A 20,610-nucleotide genomic window follows, 5' to 3' on the forward strand; every position below is an offset into this window, starting at 1 on the left:
CACTCCGGACATACAGGCCTTCGCAAGGCCCGTGCCATCGGCATAAACGCTTTGATTTCAATCGGTTGTAGATCCACGCCGAACGCTGCGCACCATTCCTGTGCGGCAAATGCCCCGGCCCGATTGCCCCCGCTTCATTGCGACGCACTGCATCGCCTATCACCAGCATAGTCAGAGTTGATTTCACTGCCCGGCCACGACTGCGGATAATCCGCGCATTCGCTGCAAAACTTCCCCGGCACGCCGCCGCGGAGGAGACAGCTCAACTGATCTGAACTGCCTTGGCAGCCCCGTCCCGACAGGACTTTATTGCACACCCGTCTTCCCTTTTAGCCACCCTCTCCGGTGGCTTTTTTTTGCCCGGGATTCTTGTTTCAGGGTTTTGCTACTGCGGTGTGCAGAAGCCAGAAACGACAACGGCCGACCCGAAGGTCAGCCGTTGCCCGACAAACAATGCGCAATATCAATTCAACCGGTAACGATTGCGCACCTCCTGCTTCACGCCCCAACCCTCGATAATGCCGCCCAGCGGTTCGACCACGGCAGAAAAGCCTTGCTCGAAATCGCCGATGTCGTCATAGGTTGCGTACATCACTTTGCTCAATTCCAGCGACCAGGCGCCGTCGTCGCGCGCACTGACCTGGGCATTGATGGATTCACCGCGAAATTTGCCTGCTGCCCTGCGCGCCCGCTCCTCGTCCGGGAAAATCGCGTAGAACTCGATGGGATGGAACCGGGAAAAATCGAAGCCGCCTTCTTTCATGCGGCGCAGAACGTTGCTGCTGATGTCTTCTTGATAGGCTGTGCTCATGAATCGTCCCCCTCGATTGATGGATAGACTTTCCGTATTCCCGCCCCGGGCCTTTTGGCCTAAGTACTACGGCAACGTGGTTGCGCGCGGGAAACAAGCATGTAGCTGACAAGACCAGACCTTAGCGATCCATTCGCTGATCTCGCTTGCAGAGTAGCCCCAAGAGAGCGCCGCTGCCAAGGCCTGGTTTACGAGATGACAGGAAGTGTTCAGACAGGGGTGATGCTGAGGATTTCGATGCCGTTCTGGGTCTTGAGGTTTTTCACCTCGGCATCGGTGGTGCGCCCTTGCAGGTCGTTGAGATCCAGCTTGGCGGCAACCGGAAGAAGCCGCTCCTTGATCAGCCGGGCGGCTTCATCATCGGACGGGCATTCCTCACGTTCGAAGACTTCATCAACAATTTCGCCGTGATCATCCACGAAAGTGACTTTCCACTTTTGCATCAGTGCCTCCTCGATCAACCCGTAAATGGGCTTACCTCTATCTCGACTTTTTTCCGCGAGAGTTGGTTCAAAAGGATTACAGCCGCCAACGGTGAAAATAACCATCCAATCGATAGGGCGGACTTCTGTGGCGAGGGGATTTATCCCCGTTCGGCTGCGCAGCAGTCGTAAGACCGTCCATTGCGGTTTAACGGAGACACCGCGCCGGCCGGTTCAGGGATGCTGCGCAGCCCAACGGGGATAAATCCCCTCGCCACAAAAGCTCCCTTGCAGAGCGCCTTCAGCGTGATCAGTCGTTGCTCGGCTTGTTGACCGCTTGCAGCACGTATTGCGGCAAGGCGAACGCGCCGATGTGGATTTCCGGATTGTAGTAACGGGTGACGATGCCGCTGCCGATGAAGCGCTGTTGCAGGGTTTCACGGCTGAGCTTGCGGTAGGCCGGGTTGGTCGAGCCCCAGGCGAAGGTCATCGAGCCGCCGATGTAGGTCGGCACGGCGGCCTGGTAGAAGTGCCAGTCCGGGAACAGGCTGCGCAGGCGACCGGCGGTGGTTTTGACTTCGTCGATTTGCATGAACGGCGTGCCGTTCTGAGTCACCAGGATGCCGCCTTCGTTCAGGCAGCGGTGGCACGCCTGGTAGAAATTCTCCGAGAACAGCACTTCGCCCGGGCCGATCGGGTCGGTGGAGTCGGAGATGATCACGTCGAATTTTTCAGTGGTGGTGGCGACGAAACGCATGCCGTCATCGATCACCAGGTTCAGGCGCGGATCATCGTAGGCACCGGCGGAATGGTTCGGCAGGAATTCCTTGCACATGTCGACCACGGTGCCGTCGATTTCGACCATGGTGATGTGTTCGACGCCGGCGTGCTTGGTCACTTCGCGCAACATGCCGCCGTCACCGCCGCCGATGATCAGCACGCGCTTGGCAGCGCCGTGGGCGAGGATCGGCACGTGGGTGAGCATTTCGTGGTAGATGAATTCGTCGGCTTCGGTGGTCTGGATCACGCCGTCCAGCGCCATCACCCGGCCCATGCGCGGGTTCCGGAAGATCACTAGATGCTGGTGTTCGGTGCGCACTTCGTGCAGCAGTTTTTCCATGCGAAAACGCTGGCCGTAGCCTTCGTAGAGGGTTTCCAGGTACTCGCTGGTCTTGGTGACGGTCATGGTCAAGTGCTCCGATAAATGCGCGGGCGCCATCGTGGGGACGATTGCCCGGGAAAGGCGCGCATTCTACGTTGCCGAAGATGACAGGTCGAACCTCCGGTTGTTTTTTACCAGCGCAAACCACTGTGGGAGCGAGCCTGCTCGCGAAAGCGGAGTATCAGTTGCCGGTGATGGCGACTGACACAACGTCTTCGCGAGCAGGCTCGCTCCCACAGGGATGACCGTGTGATCGAAAATCAGCTCAGATCCGGACGTTACCCCGTGGCCCGGCAATAGCCCAGATGATCAGGCCCAGCACCGGCAGGAGGATAATCAGCAACACCCAGACGATTTTCATCCCGGTGGAGGCGCCGCTTTTGAGCACATTGATGATGGCCCAGATATCGAGGGCAAGGATGATCAGGCCAATCAGACCGTTGAACGTGGAACCCATGGTGTCGCTCCAGAATAGTGGCATGCACTTTTAGGATAGACGGTCGCGCGCAGGGTTCCCTTTTATTGCGTTCAGACGTGAACGGCGACCTTCAAGGCTTCCAGCGCTGGCGCAGCGGCGATGCCAATCTCGGCGCATAGCTCCAGCACGCGGGGCACATCGTTGCCGTAGACCAGGACCATTTGCAATTCATCGTCGAGCAACTGGCTGAAGTTCATCAACGTGTAACCGCCGTTTTCCTTGTTCAGGCTGCTCATCTGCACCTGGATGCGGTTGAATGCGGTCAGTGCTTCGGTCTTGGCAAGTTGTTTGGGCTTGAGGTTGAAATCCACGCCGGGGCCAAACGAAGCAACGATTTGTGCGAACAGATCGACATAGGTATCGGCCTGGAACAGCACAGTTTCCGGCAGGCTGCCGACCACTACCCACTCACCCAGCGGGATCGGGAATGTGTCGTCGTAGTTGATGTCCGGATTGGCGGCCAGAAAAGCATTGGCATCGGCGTAGGCCTGCGCGGCTTCGTCGGCCACTTTCAGGATCTCGTCCTCGCCCATGCAGCCGGAGCTGATTTTGCTGATGAGTTCGACGAGTGCGGCTTTCATGAGGGCGGATCCTGTAGTGACAGTAGAATTTCGGGCGCGAAGAATAGCGCAGAAAAGCAAAAGATCGCAGCCTTCGGCAGCTCCTACAGGTCCTGCGTTCACTTGGCGAACGCATCAAGTGTAGGAGCTGCCGCAGGCTGCGATCTTTTGATCGTTTATCAGGCCAACAACTTTTCCAGCTGCGCAGTGGTATCGACTGCACCCATGGTCCGCGCCGCATCCAGCGCGGTCACGCCATTGGCGTCCTTGGCTCTCGGGTCAGCACCCTGGCCGATCAGGTAATCGACGATTTCAACGCGGTTGAACATCGCCGCCATCATCAGCGCCGTGCGGCCGTCGAAGGAAGAACCTTCAATCTCGGCGCCCGCCTCGACCAGCGCCTTGACCACCGCCAGATCGCCTTTGAACGCAGCGCCGGCAATCGGGCTCTGGCCGTTGCCATTACGCATTTCCGGATCGGCTTTGTGTTTAAGCAGAACCTTCACCGCATCAACATGGCCGTAGTAGCTGGCGAGCATCAACAGGGTGTCGCCCTTGCTGTTTTTCAGGTTCACCGGCAGTCCGGCGGAGACAAGGCGATCAAGCATCTCGGCATCACCGTCGCGCGCCTTGTTGAAAACCTGCTCGGTGAATTCGGCAGCTTCCTCAGGGGTCATCTGGCGGCTTTGGTCAGACATGTGGCACTCCATTTCGGTCTATCGGAAGCCGACAGTTTCCCGAGCGCGACGGTGCCTGTCACTCGGTTTTTTCCGAGCGTCCCGATAGCCACGCTCAATACCGATGTTTGCCCTGTTGAATTTCAGCGAGGATTTGCTCACTGACATGCACGTAAGTTTCGCTGCCGGGCAGCCAGGCGAAGATCGGGTCATCGCCTGTGAGCCCGGGGTCAAAGCCTTCTGTTTTCAGGCGAGTCTTCTGGTACTTGAACGTGCCGGTGGTTTCCATTTTCACTTTCACCCGCAGGAACAACGGCACGGCATAAGCCGGCATACGTTGCCGGACGAAACTCAGCAATTCAGCGAAATCCAGCGTGGCCAAGGATTCCGCAGGAGTGATGGCGGCCATTCCGGCGCGCCCGTTGGTGTTGGGGATTTCGACACCGTAGGCCACGGCTTCAGCAATCAATGGATGTTGCAGCAACAGGTTCTCGACTTCGGTGGTCGACACGTTTTCACCCTTCCAGCGATACGTATCGCCGAGGCGATCAACAAATTGAGCATGGCCGAAACCGATGTTGCGCAGCAGGTCGCCGGTGTTGAAAAAGCGATCGCCCTTGTTGAACACATCGTGCAATACGACGCGGGCGGTTTTCTGCGGATCGGTGTAACCGTCCAGCGGCGCTTTTTCGTCGATCCGCGCCAGCAGCAGGCCTTGCTCGCCCTTGCCGACCTTGCGCATGAAACCATCTTCGCCGCGCAACGGCTCGCCACTGTCATGGTCGTAAGCGACCAGTTCCCAGGCCATCAGGGAAAACCCGACGGTGTTGTCGAAATTGAGGATGTTGGTGAAACCGATGTTGCCGTCGCTGGCCGCGTACAGCTCACAGATATGCTCCACCGCAAAACGTGATTTGAACTCGGCCCAAGCACCAGGACGCAGGCCATTGCCGATCATCTTGCGCACATCGTGACGGCTGTCATCGACGCTGACCGGTTGCTCGACCAGGTAGCGGCACAATTCGCCAACATAGCCGATGGTGGTCGCGCGATAGCGGCGCACATCATTCCAGAACTGGCTGGCGCTGAATTTGCGGCGGATGGCGAAACCCGAGGCGCCGTTGATCGCCGATCCCCAACACACGCACAGACCTGTGGCGTGATACAGCGGCAAGGTGCAGTAAACGACATCATCCGGGCGCATATCGAGGGCGATCATGCCGAAGCTCGCCGAACTGCGCATCCACCGTCCGTGCTTGAAAACCCCGGCCTTGGGCAGACCGGTGGTGCCGGAGGTGTAGATGTAGAAACACGGATCGTCGAAGAATACTTGCGCGCTGCTCGGCGGGTTATCGCTGCTGGCGTCAGCACTGGCGCTGATCAGATTGACGTAATCCTCGGGCGCGATGCCCGGGTGGCTGTATGTGTCCTGATCAGCGACAAACCAGGTGCGGGGCGCTGCGATCGCTACCTGATCACGCACGCCGGCATAGGCAGCGGTCAGTTCTTCCCCGACCACGATGGCCGCAGGCGCAACCAGATTGATGCTGTGAACAAGCGTGTCGCGCATCAATGAGGTGTTGAGCAGCGCACTGACCGCGCCGAGCTTGGCCAGCGCCAGGATTGTCACCAGTAATTCCGCACGGTTCTCGATGAACACCGCGACCACATCGCCTTTGCCGATACCTTGCTCGCTCAGATAATGCGCAATGCGATTGGCCCACTGATTGACCTGTGTATAGGTCAAGGCAACGTCGCCCTGCAACAACGCCGCACCATCGGGATTGCGCAGCGTCGCCTGCTCGAACGTCCAGCCCAGGCCACACGTTTGGGTCGGATCCGTAACGTTGGCCACTTTCATGCCTTTGACCACCCGGGGGATGGCCTTGGCGATCATCGGCAGTTTGCGGAGCATCATGCCCCAGGTAATCGTGTCGCTTGGTGCGTGACGCATGAAAGCTCCCCGTTCGATCTTGACGTGCAGACCGCTGTTCTTGTTATCGGGTAATGACTGCGACCGACGCGTTTACGCCATGGGTCGAGAAGGAAAGTACGTCAGTGCTCGCGGGGCTGTACACGCGGTTTTTGCAATGATTTGTATCCCGTCGCGCCTCCGGGGAAGAGCGGATTCTGGTACGGACGTTTGGTTCCGTTGTACGGAGAAAAATCACGCAAAATGCAGGATGCACGATGGCCATTCATGCAGATTGCACGACGCCTGCAAAATGCACTACTTTCAACTCGTTGATTTTAAAGGGAATTTATTCGCATCAATACTGGCACAAACGCTGCAACTACCTCCGCATGCTTGCCATTCAAGTACATACGGAGCTGATGACATGAGCCTGATTCAAGAAAAATTTACATCGCTGTTCTCCAACTACGAAGTCAGCACTGCCCCGCGTCCTGACGGTGGCATCCTGCTCACACTGCGTAGCAGCGACGGCAAAGTCTTCAAACGCGCCCTCTCGTATCAGCAACTGCATGCCGGTGACCAACTGTCGTGGGCGATCAGCGCGATCCGCCGCGACCTGGCCGAACAAGCCAGCGAGCTGCCGCAAATTGCGATGCTGCAGAGCCAGCAGCGTTTTGCTCTGCCGACCTATCACTCGCTGTAATTGGCTTTAAACAAAAACAGGCCGTGGAGCATGCGCTTCACGGCCTGTTTTTATGTGCGCATGATTTTTGTAGGAGCTGCGGCACGCTGCGATCTTTTGATCTTGATTTCATGCGTAAATCGAAAGATTGCAGCCTCGTTTCACTCGACAGCTCCTACAGGGATGTGTGCAATGGTCAGAACGCTTCCGGTTCGATCCCGGTAAAGCTGTCCACCGTCACGTGTCCTGCCAACTCACCGCCTTCACGCGCCAGGCCACAGGTTTTCATGCCGGCTGACTGGGCAGCGTCGAGCTCTTCGACGATATCCGAGAGGAACAGGATTTCATCGGCTTCAACACCCACCGCCTGTTGAATGTTGCGGTAGGACTGCGCCTCACGCTTCGGCCCTGATGTGGTGTCGAAATAGCCGCTGAACAGCGGTGTCAGATCCCCCGCCTCCGAGCAACCGAAAATCAGTTTCTGCGCCTGGATCGAGCCGGATGAGTAAACAAACAGTTGATAACCGGCCGCATGCCAACGTTGCAGCGCTTCAACAGCATCCGGATAAACATGCCCTTTCAGCTGCCCGGCCTGATAGCCCTGCGCCCAGACCATGCCTTGCAACGCCTTGAGCGGCGTGGCTTTGCGGTCTTCAGCGATCCAGCTCAAGAGGATTTCAACAACCCGCTCGACATCGGCCTGCGGCTCGTTGCTGTCTCGGCGCACGGCGTCGAGCTGTTCGGCGACATCAGCACGCGAAGCGTTCTGGCGCACAAAGTCGGGCAAATGTTCGGCGGCGTAGGGAAACAGCACGTCGAAGACGAAACTCACCGCGCTGGTGGTGCCTTCGATGTCGGTGAGGATGGCTTTGATCGACACGGTTTCAGTCCTCCAGACGCGGGAAACGACCGGCGATGTCTTCGCCGGTGAAATTGGCAACCCAGCCTTCCGGGTTGTTGAACAGACGAATCGCTACGAAATGCGGATGCTCGCCCATGTCGAACCAGTGCTTGGTGCCGGCGGGAACCGAGATCAGATCATTTTTCTCGCAAAGCACGGCATAGACGTAATCGTCGATATGCAGGGTAAACAAGCCACGACCGGCGACGAAAAATCGCACTTCGTCTTCGCCATGGCGGTGCTCTTCGAGGAACTTGGCGCGCAGCTCGGCTTTTTGCGGATGATCACTGTTGAGGCTGATCACATCGACCGTAATGTAACCGCGCTCAGTCATCAGTTTGTCGATCTGCTCTTTATAAGCGCTGATGACCTCTTCCTGACTGGCGCCGGGCTGAATCTTCGCGGCGGCCTGCCAGCGGTCGAAACGCACGCCCTGCTCGGCCAGCGTCGAGGCGATATCTTCGAAATGGGTCAGCACCTTATTGGGAATCTCAGGGCTGGAAACGTGATAAACGGACAGGCTGCTCATGGGCAATTCCTCGGTAGCGGCGGCGCCGTCCGGCTCTTGAAGACCGGTCGGGCGCCGCATGGCATCAGGCAAACAGGCTGTTTCAGATGAACTCAGCCTTGGCGGTTCATGACGCTGCGGGTTTTCAACTCGCATTCAAACAGGAATTCAAAAGCCTCGATCTGCCGCAGCGCGTCGCTCATCTGCGCGCCCCATGTGTAGAGACCATGGCCGCGAATCAGATAACCGACGCAATCGGGATGGGCGTCGAGCCAAGGCTGCACCTTGGCGGCGAGGCGCGCAATGTCCTGATCGTTGTCGAAAATCGGCACACGCACCCGTGATTCATGGGTGGAAATACCGCTGAAGGCTTTTTGCAGTTCGTAGTCTTCGAACTCGATGAAATCTTCCGGGGTCAGGCGCGACAGCACCGTGGCATTCACCGAATGGGTGTGCAGCACCGCACCGATTTCCGCGCGCCAACTGTAGAGCTGGGTGTGCAGCAAGGTTTCGGCGGAGGGTTTCTTGCCCGGCTCCAGGCTATTGCCGGACAGATCGGTAGCGAGCACGTCATCCACACCCAACTGGCCCTTGTGCTTGCCCGATACGGTCAACAGCGCTTCGCTCGGCGACAGGCGTGTCGAATAGTTGCTGCTGGTAGCTGGCGACCAGCCACGGCCATATAGAAAAAGCCCGGCGTCAACGATCTGCTGGGCGAGCTGTTCACGACTAAGGCTCATGGCCTGTCCTCTTGCATACATGTGGCAATGATAACGGCAGCGGCAAGCGCTGCGAGACTGGCAATACTAAAGGTCAATGTTGCGCCGAGGGCATTCCAGCTGTAGCCGGAATACAGCGCGCCGAGCGCCCCGCCGGTGCCGGCCAGTGCCGCATACAGCGCCTGGCCCTGGCCTTGCTGGCGGGCGCCGAAACTACGTTGCACGAAAGCGATGGCAGCCGCATGAAAGCTGCCGAATGTCGCTGCATGCAACACCTGGGCGAACAACAACACCCAGAGAAACTCCGCAAACGAACCGAGCAGCACCCAACGCAACGCCGCCAGAAGGAAGCTCGCCAGCAGCACCCGGCGCAGGGAAAAGCGCGCCAGAATGCGACTCATGGCCATGAACATCAGCACTTCCGCCACCACACCCACGGCCCAGAGCATGCCGATGACGCCACGGCTGTAACCGAGGCGTTCAAGGTGCAAAGTCAGAAAGGTGTAATACGGCCCGTGGCTGACCTGCATCAGCGCGACGCAAGCATAAAACGCCAGCACGCCGGGATGACGCAATTGCTTGAGGAAGCCCTCACCCGTCGGCCGATTGCCTTGCGCGGGCTGCGCATTCGGCACCCACAGGCTGCTGAGAACGATACCGGCCATGATCAGCACCAGCGCAGCCGGGTAGATGTCCAGACTCAGCCATTCGAACAGCCGCCCCAGCACTACCACTGTGATGATGAAACCGATGGAGCCCCACAGGCGAATCTGGCTGTAGCGCGATGTTTGCCCCTGCAGATGCGCGAGGGTAATGACTTCGAACTGCGGCAGCACTGCATGCCAGAAGAACGCATGCAGGGCCATGACCATCGCCAGCCAGGCGTAGGTCTGGCTGACGAAAATCAGCGAAAAGGTCAGCAACGTACAGACCGCACCAAAGCGCACGATGGCCAGACGCCTGCCGGTGTAATCGCCGAGCCAGCCCCAGATGTTCGGCGCCACGCAGCGCATCAGCATCGGAATCGCCACCAGCTCGCCGATGCGTGCGGCGCTGAAGCCGAGGTGATCGAAGTACAGCGCCAGAAACGGCGCTGTCGATCCGAGCAAGGCGAAATAGAACAGATAGAAACTGGACAACCGCCAGTAAGGAAGCGCCGCCACGCCCGTTATGCCGCGACGGCTTTGAGCGCAGCCATCAGAGCTGGCCCAGCACCGGCGTGCTCACGCGCACATCGGCGTTCTGCCCACGGTGGCGCAGCAGGTGATCCATCAGCACGATGGCCATCATCGCTTCGGCGATCGGCGTCGCGCGGATGCCGACGCATGGGTCGTGACGACCCTTGGTGATCACGTCGACCGGGTTGCCATTCACGTCGATCGAGCGGCCCGGGGTGGTGATGCTCGAGGTCGGTTTCAATGCCAGATGCGCAACGATTGGCTGGCCGGACGAGATGCCACCGAGGATGCCGCCGGCGTTGTTGCTGAGGAATCCTTCCGGCGTCAGTTCATCGCGGTGTTCGGTACCACGCTGGGCGACACAGGCGAACCCGGCGCCGATCTCGACGCCCTTGACCGCGTTGATGCTCATCAGCGCGTGGGCCAGTTCGGCGTCGAGGCGATCGAAGATCGGCTCGCCAAGACCCGGCATCACGCCTTCGGCGACCACGGTGATCTTCGCTCCGACCGAGTCCTGATCGCGGCGCAACTGGTCCATGTACGCTTCCAGCTCCGGGACCTTGTCCGGGTCAGGACTGAAAAAGGCGTTTTCTTCGACCGAATCCCAGGTCTTGAACGGAATTTCGATCGGGCCGAGCTGGCTCATGTAACCGCGAATCACGATGCCCTGACTGGCCAGATACTTCTTGGCGATCGCACCGGCCGCCACGCGCATGGCGGTTTCCCGCGCCGAACTGCGGCCACCGCCGCGATAATCGCGTTCGCCGTATTTGTGGTGATAGGTGTAGTCGGCGTGAGCCGGGCGGAACAGGTCCTTGATCGCCGAGTAGTCCTTGGACTTCTGGTCGGTATTGCGAATCAGCAGGCCGATCGAGCAACCGGTGGTGCGACCCTCGAACACGCCGGAGAGGATTTCGACTTCATCGGCTTCCTGGCGCTGGGTGGTGTGGCGGCTGGTGCCAGGCTTGCGGCGATCGAGGTCGCGCTGCAGATCTTCCAGGGAAATCTCCAGGCCCGGCGGGCAGCCGTCGACAATGGCGACCAACGCCGGACCATGGCTTTCGCCAGCGGTGGTGACAGTGAACAACTTGCCGTAGGTATTGCCGGACATGCAGGACGCTCCGTGAAATCAAACCCGAATTCTTGATGCGCGCCAGTATACGCAGGCTAACCGAGTAGTTCATCCTCGAACCTTAGTGGTGCTGGCGAGTCCAACCGGCACCTTGACCAATGATGGCGTGATGATGCTGCGAGTTCTGATCTTGAGTCTTACCCTCTTTACCGGCTTTGCCCAAGCGACAGTCCTACAGCGCCCAGTCACTCTGGACACCGGCAGTGGCGAACTTTTCGGTTCGCTGTTGCTGCCCAAGTCCGACAGCCCGGTGCCGATTGTTCTGATGATTTCTGGCTCGGGTCCTACAGATCGCGACGGAAACAACCCCGACGGCGGGCGCAATGACAGCCTCAAGCGCTTGGCCTGGGTGCTGGCCAAACACAACATCGCCAGCGTGCGCTATGACAAGCGCGGCGTCGCCGCGAGCCTGGCGGCCGCTCCTGATGAACGTGATTTGTCTGTAGAAGGCTACGCGGCGGACGCCGTGGCGTGGGGGCAGAAGCTCAAGGCCGATCCGCGTTTCGGCAAACTGATTCTGCTCGGCCACAGCGAAGGCGCGCTGATTGCCAGCCTCGCCGCGCCGAAGCTGGACGCAGCGGCGGTGATCTCGCTGTCCGGCAGCGCGCGCCCGGTCGATCAGGTAATCCGCGAACAGTTGGCGCGCAGCCTGCCGCCGCCACTGATGCTGCGCAGCAACGAACTGCTCGACAGCCTCAAGGCCGGCCATACCGATGACAACGTGCCGCAGCCGTTGCAGGTGATCTTTCGCCCGAGCGTGCAGCCGTACCTGATTTCGCTGTTCCGTCAGGACCCGGCGCAGGCCTTTGCCCAGTTGAAAATGCCGGCGCTGATTGTCCAGGGCAGCAACGACATTCAGGTCGGCACCGAGGACGCGAAGCTGCTCAAGGCGGCGAAACCGGACGCGCAAATGACGGTGATCGAAGGCATGAATCACGTGCTGCGCATCGTCCACAACGACATGAAGCGGCAATTGGCCTCCTACAAGGACCCGAATTTGCCCCTGGCCGCCGAACTAGGCGCCGCCGTCATCGAATTTATTGACGGAATTCGTGCAAGTTAACTGCGTTTTACCCTCCAGCCTCACAGAAAACGGCCGATAAGCCTTTGTCGCCAGCGCAACGTCTGGCGGCAAGCAGGGCTTGGACAGGATCTCGCCGTTATGACTGAAACCCAGACTTCACCCGACACCAGCGCTGAAAAAGACGCACCGCCAGCGGTCGAACTGCCGTGGGCGGACGTTCAGGCCGAGCACCACAAGATGCTCCGCCTGGCGCCGCTGCAGACCGACCGCAATACCGGCGGCCGGCCGTTGCGCTTTGTCGAATTCGGTTACGCCGAGCGCAACAGCAAAGAGCGCAGCCTGATGCGCATGGCGATCAAGCTGCCCAACCAGCGCGTGCGCAAAGAGCAGAATCATCTGGATGTGTGGGTCGACCACGCGAGCAAACGGGTGAGCTTCGGTCCCGATAGCGGCTTGCAGATTGAACCGCTGAATCGCGGTATCGGCCGCTTCATGGCTGCGCAAGGCATCAATTGGGCGAAAAAACGCTGGCCCGGCTACACCGTCGACGGCATGGACCTGAACAACAAGGACGCGCTCAACGAAGACACTCGCTTGCGCCGCGACCATTTCCTGCGCGTGCACGGTTTCGATGTGGCTTACGCCGACGCCCAGCATTTGAAAGGCAGCATCAAGGCGGTGCAGGTCGGTGATCTGCTTGGTGACTGGAACAGCGAAAAGCTGCAGATCGTCGAAATTCTTGAAGCCGCGCAGATGCTGCAGCAGGCCGAACAGAATCTCGCCGAGCAGGAAGTGAAGCTGAAGAAGCAGGAAGAAAAAGTCAGCAAGTTCAAGCGCGAAGATGCCGGGCTGCGTTTCACCATTACGTGTCTGGTGGCGTTTGCGGTGTTTCAGGCGGGGTTGTTGATCTGGATTGCTACGCACCGCTGAGGGCTTGAGCGCGTACTGATCGTTCCCATGCTCTGCGTGGGAACGATCTGTCACAACCTTAGACGCGGGACGCGAACAGGGCCTGATGCGCGCGGCACTGCTCCGCTGTCAGCATGAACACACCATGCCCACCACGCTGGAACTCCAGCCAGGCGAAATCGACTTCCGGGTACAACGCCTCGACGTGCACTTGGCTGTTGCCCACCTCGACAATCAGCAAACCCTTCTCGGTCAGGTGATCCGCCGCTTCGGCGAGCATGCGCCGGACCAGATTCAGACCATCATCACCGCAGGCCAGACCGAGTTCCGGCTCGTGCTGATATTCGTCCGGCATGTCGGCGAAATCTTCCGCATCGACGTAGGGCGGGTTCGACACGATCAGGTCGAAACGCTGACCCGGCAAGCCATCGAAGCCATCACCCTGCACCGTGTAGACGCGCTCATCGACGCCATGGCGCTCGATGTTCTGATTGGCCACTTCCAGCGCCTCGAACGACAGGTCCGCGAGCACTACCTCGGCATTCTGGAATTCGTAAGCGCAAGCAATGCCGATGCAGCCGGAGCCAGTGCACAGGTCGAGAATCCGCGCCGGTTCGTTGCCGATCCACGGCGCAAAGCGGTTTTCGATCAGTTCACCAATCGGCGAACGCGGGATCAACACGCGCGGGTCGACGATGAACGACATGCCGCAGAACCAAGCTTCACCGAGCAGATAGGCGGTGGGAACGCGATCCTCGATGCGGCGCTTGAGCAAGCGCTGCAGATTGACCAGTTCGTCATCTTCCAGCGCGCAATCAAGATAGCTGTCGGCGATTTCCCAAGGCAGGTGCAAAGCGCCCAGTACCAACTGGCGCGCCTCGTCCCAGGCGTTGTCGGTGCCATGACCGAAAAACAGATCCTCCCCATGGAAGCGGCTGACGGCCCAACGGATGTGGTCGCGCAGGGTACGAAGTCGGGAAGTGATCACGGCGTAGAACTCCAGAAAAAACGACTGGCGATTCTAGCAGCCAAAACGCGCGACGACGACGCAGGAAAAACCGCGCGGCAACGGTAGGAGATTTCTTTTTTTTGCATCAGGCATTGAACGGAACGTGTAACTTGACAAGGCTGCAGGCCAAGAACGACGGCGCCTACGATGGTAGCGATTCACAGAACCGCTCAGCCAGAGGACAATGTCGCAAAAGCCCCACCCCGAGGAGCCCCAGAATGTCCGTTCCAAAAACGATGTTTCAACTCAGCGGCCGCGGTTACGCAGCGGCCACACTGAGCCATGCCACCGTGGTCATCATCGATGCCCAGAAGGAATACCTCAGTGGCCCGCTGGCCCTGAGCGGCATGGACGCGGCCGTCGCGAACATCAAACAAGTGGTTGCCGCAGCCCGTGCCGCCGGTCGGCCGATCGTGCACGTGCGTCATCTCGGCACCGTGGGTGGCCTGTTCGACCCGCAGGGCGAACGTGGCGAGTTCATCCCTGGTCTGGAACCACAGGGTGATGAAACCATTATCGGCAAACTGCTGCCGAGCGCGTTCCATGGCACCGAACTGCTCGAGCGCCTGCAGAACCTCGGCTCGCTGGACCTGATCGTTTGCGGTTTCATGAGTCACTCCAGCGTCAGCACCACCGTGCGCGCGGCGAAGAATCTAGGTTTCCGCTGCACCCTGGTCGAAGACGCCTGCGCGACACGCGATCTGCCGTTCAAGGGCGGTGTACTCAGCGCCGAACGCGTGCAGGAAGCGGAAATGGCGATCATGGCCGACAACTTCGCCACGCTGGCCAAGACTCAGGACCTGATCTGATCCTGCCCTTGCGAGCGGTGCGTTGGCGCCGCTCATCCGCTATATCCGCTGATTTGCCGCAAATGCCATAGCCTCAGGAACAACCCGGTCAACTCCCGGTCGAAGGGCCGATACCATTGAGGAAGGTCGGAATGAAGTTATCCGATGGATTTGACGCACGCCGTTTGCGGCCCAAAGGCCAAAGCAACTGGCGTTTTCGATTTGGCGCGGCGATCTCGGCCATTCTGGCGACGTTCGGCGTGCTGCTGGCGATGGCCGGGGCAGCCAGCCTGCTCGGCCGCCCGCCGGCGCTGGGTGACCTGAACGCATCACCGCTGGGCTCGGCAATCATGCTCGCCGTCGGCTTGCTGTTTCTGTATTTCGGCGTTGCCCTGTGGCGCCGCTGCCGCCGTCGCGCACGGCAATCGCGGGAACTGAACATGGCCCCGCATCTGATGAAAAAACACGACTGACCCAACGGCCTGGCTTTTTGCCGGGCCGTTTTCTGTCGACTTGGGTAAACTGGCCGCCCTTCGCGGAGGCTGACATGCAAGACGACGATTTTTCTCTGTTCAAAAGTGCGATCCAGGGCGTCAAGCCGATCAAGCACGACCGCGCCGACACCGGCAAACCCAAGGCTGACCGCGCGCAGATTGCCAAGCTGCGTCAGTCCGCCACCGTGCGCAGCGAAACCACCATCATTGACGGCTTGTCCGACCAGTTCGTGATCGACGTCGGCCCGGAAGACGAACTGATGTGGTCCCGCGACGGCGTGCAGGAAAGCCAGATGCGCAAGCTCAAGGTCGGGCAGATCCCGTTCGAAGGCAGCCTCGACCTGCACGGCATGAGCGTGGAAAAGGCCCGGGAAACGCTTTGGGCCTTTCTCGCCGAAGCGACCAAGTTCGAAATCCGCTGCGTGCGCGTGACTCACGGCAAGGCCGTGCGCCTCGATGGCAAGCGGCCAATGATCAAAAGCCATGTCAACACCTGGCTGCGCCAGCACGCCCAAGTCCTCGGCTTTTGCTCCTGCCAGGCCCGTCACGGCGGCGCCGGCGCGGTTTATGTGATGCTGAAACGGACGATGATGGAAGGCCGCGACGAATAAAGCCATCACACCGAACTTGCAGGGTTGTGTCCGCCACCGTACCCTTGCCCTTTGCGAAAATCCCCACAGGTAGTTTCATGTCCCTGGAACAGAATTACACCGCGATTCTCGGCCAACTGGGCGAGGACGTGTCCCGCGAGGGCCTGCTCGACACGCCAAAGCGTGCCGCCAAAGCCATGCAGTACCTCTGCCGCGGTTATGCACAGACGCTCGAAGAGGTCACCAATGGTGCCCTGTTCAGCTCCGACAACAGCGAAATGGTGCTGGTCAAGGACATCGAGCTGTATTCGTTGTGCGAACACCACTTGCTGCCGTTCATCGGCAAGGCGCATGTCGCCTATATCCCGAGCGGCAAAGTGCTGGGCCTGTCGAAGGTTGCGCGGATCGTCGATATGTACGCCCGTCGCCTGCAGATTCAGGAAAACCTCAGCCGCCAGATCGCCGATGCGGTGCAGCAAGTCACCGGCGCACTGGGCGTGGCCGTGGTGATCGAAGCCAAGCACATGTGCATGATGATGCGCGGCGTCGAAAAGCAGAATTCGTCGATGATCACTTCGGTGATGCTCGGTGAATTCCGCGAAAACGCGGCAACCCGTAGCGAATTCCTCAGCCTCATCAAGTAATTCGCAACAGAAAAGAGCCGGCGTTGATCGCCGGTTTTTTTTCGCCCGTGAAAAATCGGGTAAGCTGCGCGCCTTCTTCATTTGCACCGTGAGGCTTTCAACGTGTTCGTCAAAGCGCTTCGTGTCGGCCTCGGCCAACTGGTTATCTTCATCGACTTTATTACCCGCCCGGGGAAGAAAAAACGCCCCACCGCTGCTCAGGCGCAAGTCGACGCTGCCGCGAAGGACCTGACGCTGTATCAATTTCACGCCTGCCCGTTCTGCGTGAAAACCCGCCGCGCCCTGCATCGCCTGAATGTGCCGGTAGCGCTGAAAGACGCGAAGAACAACGAGCAGGATCGCCAGACCCTGCTGGAACAGGGTGGCCGAATCAAAGTGCCTTGCCTGCGAATTGATGAGAATGGGCAGACAACCTGGATGTATGAATCCAAGGTGATTATTGATTATCTGGATAAGCGGTTTGCTGCAGTCTGACATTGATGTGCTGTGGCTGATGGCGCCATCGCTGGCAAGCCAGCTCCCACATTGATCTCAGGTTGTAGACAAGAATTGTGGGAGCTGGCTTGCCAGCGATGAGGCCCGTCAAATCATCACAAAACTCAGACAATGATAAACCGGCCCTCCAGCCGGTTTATTGCTTATCAGGCCGCCCTCTCCATCTGCGCCCGCCGCACCACCGCCGCCAACCGCTTCAACCCCTCATCCAGCCGCGCCGGATCAATGTGGCTGAAGTTCAAGCGCAAATGCCCATGATGCTTGTCCGGCTCGGGAAAGAACGGCTCACCGGGCATGAATGCCACATCATTGGCCAACGCCTCATTGAGCAAAGTGCGCGTATCCAGCGGTTGCTTCAGCGTCAGCCAGAAGAACAGTCCGCCTTGCGGCATGTCCCAGTCAGCCAGATCGGCAAAATGGCTTTCCAGCCCCAATTGAAACGCATCTCGCCGCAGCCGATAGAAATCCCGCAACTCACTTAAATGCTGTTGATACTTTTCCGAGCCGATCCATTGCAGCGCCTGCCACTGACCGATGCGATTGGTGTGTAGATCCGCCGATTGCTTGAGCTTGAGCAGGTGCGGGAACAGATCCGCACTGGCAATCAGGTAACCGACACGTAAACCCGGAAGCAGGGTTTTCGAGACGGTGCCGGTGTAGATCCAGCTGGCTTTTTTCAGGCGCGCCGCAATCGGTTTTGCGCTGCCACCATCGAAAGTCAGTTCGCGGTATGGCTCGTCTTCGATGAGAGTGACGCCGAATTCATCGAGCAATGCCGCGACCGCTGCGCGCTTGGCCTCGCTGTAGCGCACGGCGGATGGATTCTGAAACGTCGGGATCAGGTAGATAAACGCCGGGCGGTGTTGTTCCAGACGCTTGCGCAGTTGCGCCAGGTTGGGGCCGTCGGCTTCTTGCGGCACGGTCAGGCAATCGGCGCCGAACAGTTGAAAGATTTGCAGCGCGGCCAGATAAGTCGGCGCCTCCAGCAAAATTTCCGTGCCCTTGTCGATATACAGTTTTGCCGCCAGATCCAGAGTTTGCTGGGAACCACTGACCACCAGCACCTGACTCGCATCGCACTCGAGGCCCAGCGCCCTCGCCTCTGCCGCCAAAGCTTCGCGCAAGGCCGGCTCGCCTTCGCTCATGCCGTACTGACCCAGCGATAACGGCATCTCGTCCCACTCCACCTTCGGCAACATCGCCTCAGCGGGCAAACCGCCGGCGAACGACATGACCTCCGGAAGCTGGGCCGCCGCGAGGATTTCTCGGATCAAAGAACTTTTAAGGCGCGAGACACGTTCGGAAAAAGCCATGGAGGTCACCGTAGCAAGGCATGCAGGAAATGAGTCAAACTGGTTGACTGAAACTACGACAGCTTGAGCGAGTACGTCAATATGCTTGACCTTAAAAACCCCTCCACTCAGCAACAGGCCATGGAAGCGTTTTTCTTCGGCTATCAGGCATTCACTGCCAAGGCTGATGAAATGCTCGAGCGTCGCGGCCTCTCGCGGGTGCATCAGCGCATCGTGTTTTTCATCGCGCGCTATCCGAACCTCAGCGTAAAAGAGTTGCTGGCCCTGCTGGGCGTGAGCAAACAAGCGTTGAACATGCCCCTGCGCCAGTTGCAGGAAATGCACCTGGTCGACAGCGTCGCTTCGCAGACGGACAAGCGTAAGCGCCTGCTTGAGCTGACGGCGGAAGGCGCGAAGTTCGAGCAAGCGCTGCGCCGTGAGCAGGTGAAATTGCTCGAGCGGGTATTTGCCGAGGCTGGGGAAGCGGCGGTGAATGGGTGGTTGGCGGTGAATCTGGCGCTTGGGGGGAATCAGCTGCAACTCGATTGACAGGACCGCCCTCTTCGCGAGCAGGCTCGCTCCCACATTGGAACGCATTCTCCTGTGTGAGCGAGCCTGCTCGCGTAGCCATCCTGATAGCCATATATCCCTATCGGCAAAAAAATCGGCGACAAAAACCAAAACAATATTTGCTTTATTTGTACACAAAAGCATAATCCACTGCGTGCGAGTTCCTGACTATACGGTCAACAAATTCGCGTATGCCTCAAAGGGCCGCTGCCACCCCTCATGGGTCCGGCCCTGGAAATAACAATAAAACTCTTGAGGAGTACTCGCTGTGGAAAGCCGCAAATCCGAAGCACCGCCGCTCGAGCTCACGCCGCCATTACGCAATGGCCTGCTGGAGCGTCTGTTCAAACTCAGCTTGCATGGCACCACGGTGAAGACCGAGCTGATTGCCGGTCTGACAACCTTCATCACCATGGCTTACATTATTTTCGTCAACCCGAACATCATGGCCGACGCAGGCATCGATCACGGTGCGGCCTTCGTCGCCACCTGCATCGCCGCTGCGCTCGGTTGCCTGTTGATGGGGCTCTATGCCAATTGGCCGGTGGGTCTTGCACCGGGCATGGGCCTCAATGCTTTCTTCACCTACACCGTGGTCGGCACCATGGGCTACAACTGGGAAACCGCCCTCGGCGCGGTGTTCGTCTCGGGCGTGCTGTTCATGTTCCTGACCTTTTCGCGGATCCGCGAGTGGCTGCTCAACAGTATCCCGGTCAGCCTGCGGTTCGCGATGGGCGCCGGTGTCGGTCTGTTTCTGGGCCTGATCGGTCTGAAGACGGCCGGTATCGTCGTCGACAGCCCGGCGACGCTGATCAAGCTGGGTTCGCTGCGTGAACCTGGCCCGCTGCTCGCCGCGATCTGCTTCCTGATGATCGCGATCCTCAGTTACCACCGCGTGTTCGGTGCGATCCTGATCAGCATCATCACCGTCACGCTCGCCGGCTGGGGCCTGGGTCTGGTGCACTACGAGGGCATCATGTCCGCGCCGCCGAGCCTGGCACCGACCTGGATGGCAATGAATGTCGCCGGCGTGTTCAACGTCAGCATGATCAGCGTGGTGCTCGCGTTCCTCTTCGTGCACATGTTCGACACCGCCGGTACGCTGATGGGCGTGGCCCAGCGCGCCAACCTTGTCGCCGCTGACGGTCGCATCGAGAATCTTTCCCGAGCCATGAAGGCTGACAGCGCATCCAGCGTATTTGGCGCCGTGGTGGGGGTTCCACCCGTGACAAGTTACGTGGAAAGTGCCGCTGGCGTGGCCGCTGGTGGTCGGACTGGTCTTACCGCAGTTACCGTGGGTGTGCTATTTATAGCGGCCATGTTTTTCGCACCGCTGGCTGGCATGATTCCCGCTTATGCCACAGCAGGTGCACTGATCTACGTGGCGATGTTGATGATGGGCGGTATGGCCCACATCGAATGGGACGAAGCGACCGACGCCATTCCGGCGATCGTCACGGCGATCATGATGCCGCTGACCTTTTCGGTCGCCGACGGCATCGCGCTGGGCTTCATCACTTACGTCGCGTTGAAGGCTGGCACCGGCAAGTACAAGGAAATTTCCGTCAGCCTGTGGGTGCTCTGCGCGATCTTCATCGCCAAGTTCATCTTCCTGTAAACGCTGCGCGGTTCAGGCTTCAAACCAGCCTC

General features: G+C 59.2%; 24 protein-coding genes. 10 read left to right on the forward strand and 14 right to left on the reverse strand.

The genetic code is table 11. From position 1 onward, the window contains the following. Positions 1–463 precede the first annotated feature (463 nt). From ACV8MC_RS24605 to ACV8MC_RS24635, 7 genes are all read right to left on the reverse strand, one after another. Positions 464–811 (reverse strand): ribonuclease E inhibitor RraB, encoded by a 348-nt coding sequence (locus ACV8MC_RS24605; protein WP_003223226.1) that lies wholly within the window; start codon positions 809–811, stop codon positions 464–466. A gap of 209 nt (positions 812–1,020) precedes the next feature. Beyond that, on the reverse strand, positions 1,021–1,254 hold the full coding sequence (locus ACV8MC_RS24610; RefSeq protein WP_095180818.1) for a hypothetical protein: 234 nt from the start codon (positions 1,252–1,254) through the stop codon (positions 1,021–1,023). Positions 1,255–1,543: 289 nt separating this feature from the next. Further along, positions 1,544–2,419 carry a polyamine aminopropyltransferase gene (speE, locus tag ACV8MC_RS24615; RefSeq protein ID WP_457263856.1) on the reverse strand — a complete coding sequence of 292 codons (876 nt, stop codon included), beginning with the start codon at positions 2,417–2,419 and terminating at the stop codon, positions 1,544–1,546. Positions 2,420–2,660: 241 nt separating this feature from the next. Further along, a complete protein-coding gene (locus tag ACV8MC_RS24620; protein WP_016773784.1) occupies positions 2,661–2,852 on the reverse strand; it encodes a PLDc N-terminal domain-containing protein in 192 nt (63 codons plus the stop codon). A gap of 71 nt (positions 2,853–2,923) precedes the next feature. Next, the gene (locus ACV8MC_RS24625; RefSeq protein WP_457263857.1) at positions 2,924–3,454 is read right to left on the reverse strand and encodes a hypothetical protein; all 531 of its coding nucleotides are present in this window, start codon (positions 3,452–3,454) and stop codon (positions 2,924–2,926) included. A gap of 158 nt (positions 3,455–3,612) precedes the next feature. After that, on the reverse strand, positions 3,613–4,131 hold the full coding sequence (locus ACV8MC_RS24630; protein ID WP_150741359.1) for an ankyrin repeat domain-containing protein: 519 nt from the start codon (positions 4,129–4,131) through the stop codon (positions 3,613–3,615). A 94-nt stretch (positions 4,132–4,225) separates the two neighbouring features. After that, a complete protein-coding gene (locus ACV8MC_RS24635; protein ID WP_457263859.1) occupies positions 4,226–6,064 on the reverse strand; it encodes a long-chain-acyl-CoA synthetase in 1,839 nt (612 codons plus the stop codon). Positions 6,065–6,449: 385 nt separating this feature from the next. On the opposite strand from ACV8MC_RS24635, the gene ACV8MC_RS24640 reads away from it, so the two are divergent. Further along, positions 6,450–6,728, forward strand: coding sequence for a DUF3509 domain-containing protein (locus ACV8MC_RS24640; protein ID WP_016773780.1), 279 nt, complete (start codon positions 6,450–6,452; stop codon positions 6,726–6,728). Positions 6,729–6,903: 175 nt separating this feature from the next. Here ACV8MC_RS24640 and mtnC read toward each other — a convergent pair whose 3' ends face one another. From mtnC to aroC, 5 genes are all read right to left on the reverse strand, one after another. Beyond that, the gene (gene mtnC / locus ACV8MC_RS24645; protein WP_056784055.1) at positions 6,904–7,587 is read right to left on the reverse strand and encodes an acireductone synthase; all 684 of its coding nucleotides are present in this window, start codon (positions 7,585–7,587) and stop codon (positions 6,904–6,906) included. A 4-nt stretch (positions 7,588–7,591) separates the two neighbouring features. After that, on the reverse strand, positions 7,592–8,137 hold the full coding sequence (locus ACV8MC_RS24650) for a 1,2-dihydroxy-3-keto-5-methylthiopentene dioxygenase (RefSeq protein ID WP_038861971.1): 546 nt from the start codon (positions 8,135–8,137) through the stop codon (positions 7,592–7,594). Between the two features lie 92 nt (positions 8,138–8,229). Then, complete coding sequence (locus ACV8MC_RS24655) at positions 8,230–8,856, reverse strand: methylthioribulose 1-phosphate dehydratase (RefSeq protein WP_457263861.1); 627 nt, start codon at positions 8,854–8,856, stop codon at positions 8,230–8,232. Beyond that, a complete protein-coding gene (locus tag ACV8MC_RS24660; protein WP_024012224.1) occupies positions 8,853–9,998 on the reverse strand; it encodes an MFS transporter in 1,146 nt (381 codons plus the stop codon). Before ACV8MC_RS24660 ends, ACV8MC_RS24655 begins: the two co-directional genes overlap by 4 nt. A 34-nt stretch (positions 9,999–10,032) precedes the next feature. Then, entirely contained in the window at positions 10,033–11,124 is a 1,092-nt protein-coding gene (gene aroC, locus ACV8MC_RS24665) for a chorismate synthase (protein WP_024012223.1), read from the reverse strand. A gap of 130 nt (positions 11,125–11,254) precedes the next feature. Here aroC and ACV8MC_RS24670 point away from each other — a divergent pair, with 130 nt between their 5' ends. Both ACV8MC_RS24670 and ACV8MC_RS24675 read left to right on the forward strand, forming a co-directional pair. Then, a complete protein-coding gene (locus ACV8MC_RS24670) occupies positions 11,255–12,208 on the forward strand; it encodes an alpha/beta hydrolase (protein ID WP_258707825.1) in 954 nt (317 codons plus the stop codon). Between the two features lie 99 nt (positions 12,209–12,307). After that, positions 12,308–13,099 carry a hypothetical protein gene (locus tag ACV8MC_RS24675; protein WP_125918579.1) on the forward strand — a complete coding sequence of 264 codons (792 nt, stop codon included), beginning with the start codon at positions 12,308–12,310 and terminating at the stop codon, positions 13,097–13,099. A 58-nt stretch (positions 13,100–13,157) separates the two neighbouring features. On the opposite strand, the gene prmB is transcribed toward ACV8MC_RS24675, so the two are convergent. Next, on the reverse strand, positions 13,158–14,066 hold the full coding sequence (prmB, locus tag ACV8MC_RS24680) for a 50S ribosomal protein L3 N(5)-glutamine methyltransferase (protein WP_016773773.1): 909 nt from the start codon (positions 14,064–14,066) through the stop codon (positions 13,158–13,160). Positions 14,067–14,305: 239 nt separating this feature from the next. On the opposite strand from prmB, the gene ACV8MC_RS24685 reads away from it, so the two are divergent. The 5 genes from ACV8MC_RS24685 (at position 14,306) to ACV8MC_RS24705 (ending at position 17,077) form a co-directional block, all read left to right on the forward strand. Next, positions 14,306–14,896: a cysteine hydrolase family protein gene (locus tag ACV8MC_RS24685; RefSeq protein ID WP_016773772.1), complete on the forward strand. Its 591-nt coding sequence runs from the start codon at positions 14,306–14,308 to the stop codon at positions 14,894–14,896. Positions 14,897–15,027: 131 nt separating this feature from the next. Beyond that, on the forward strand, positions 15,028–15,348 hold the full coding sequence (locus ACV8MC_RS24690; protein WP_041479344.1) for a hypothetical protein: 321 nt from the start codon (positions 15,028–15,030) through the stop codon (positions 15,346–15,348). A gap of 74 nt (positions 15,349–15,422) precedes the next feature. Then, entirely contained in the window at positions 15,423–15,980 is a 558-nt protein-coding gene (locus tag ACV8MC_RS24695) for a Smr/MutS family protein (protein WP_252883427.1), read from the forward strand. 77 nt (positions 15,981–16,057) lie between these two features. After that, positions 16,058–16,603, forward strand: coding sequence for a GTP cyclohydrolase I FolE (gene folE, locus ACV8MC_RS24700; RefSeq protein ID WP_011062625.1), 546 nt, complete (start codon positions 16,058–16,060; stop codon positions 16,601–16,603). 102 nt (positions 16,604–16,705) lie between these two features. Beyond that, positions 16,706–17,077 (forward strand): glutathione S-transferase N-terminal domain-containing protein, encoded by a 372-nt coding sequence (locus ACV8MC_RS24705; RefSeq protein WP_056784038.1) that lies wholly within the window; start codon positions 16,706–16,708, stop codon positions 17,075–17,077. Between the two features lie 167 nt (positions 17,078–17,244). On the opposite strand, the gene ACV8MC_RS24710 is transcribed toward ACV8MC_RS24705, so the two are convergent. After that, on the reverse strand, positions 17,245–18,411 hold the full coding sequence (locus tag ACV8MC_RS24710; protein WP_457263865.1) for an aminotransferase-like domain-containing protein: 1,167 nt from the start codon (positions 18,409–18,411) through the stop codon (positions 17,245–17,247). Positions 18,412–18,492: 81 nt separating this feature from the next. Between ACV8MC_RS24710 and ACV8MC_RS24715 the strand changes: the two genes are divergently transcribed. Both ACV8MC_RS24715 and ACV8MC_RS24720 read left to right on the forward strand, forming a co-directional pair. Further along, positions 18,493–18,939 carry a MarR family winged helix-turn-helix transcriptional regulator gene (locus ACV8MC_RS24715; protein ID WP_056786765.1) on the forward strand — a complete coding sequence of 149 codons (447 nt, stop codon included), beginning with the start codon at positions 18,493–18,495 and terminating at the stop codon, positions 18,937–18,939. A 289-nt stretch (positions 18,940–19,228) separates the two neighbouring features. Next, positions 19,229–20,578 (forward strand): NCS2 family permease, encoded by a 1,350-nt coding sequence (locus ACV8MC_RS24720; protein ID WP_024012217.1) that lies wholly within the window; start codon positions 19,229–19,231, stop codon positions 20,576–20,578. Positions 20,579–20,610 lie beyond the last annotated feature (32 nt).

Source organism: Pseudomonas sp. PK-RTE-24, assembly GCF_054052265.1.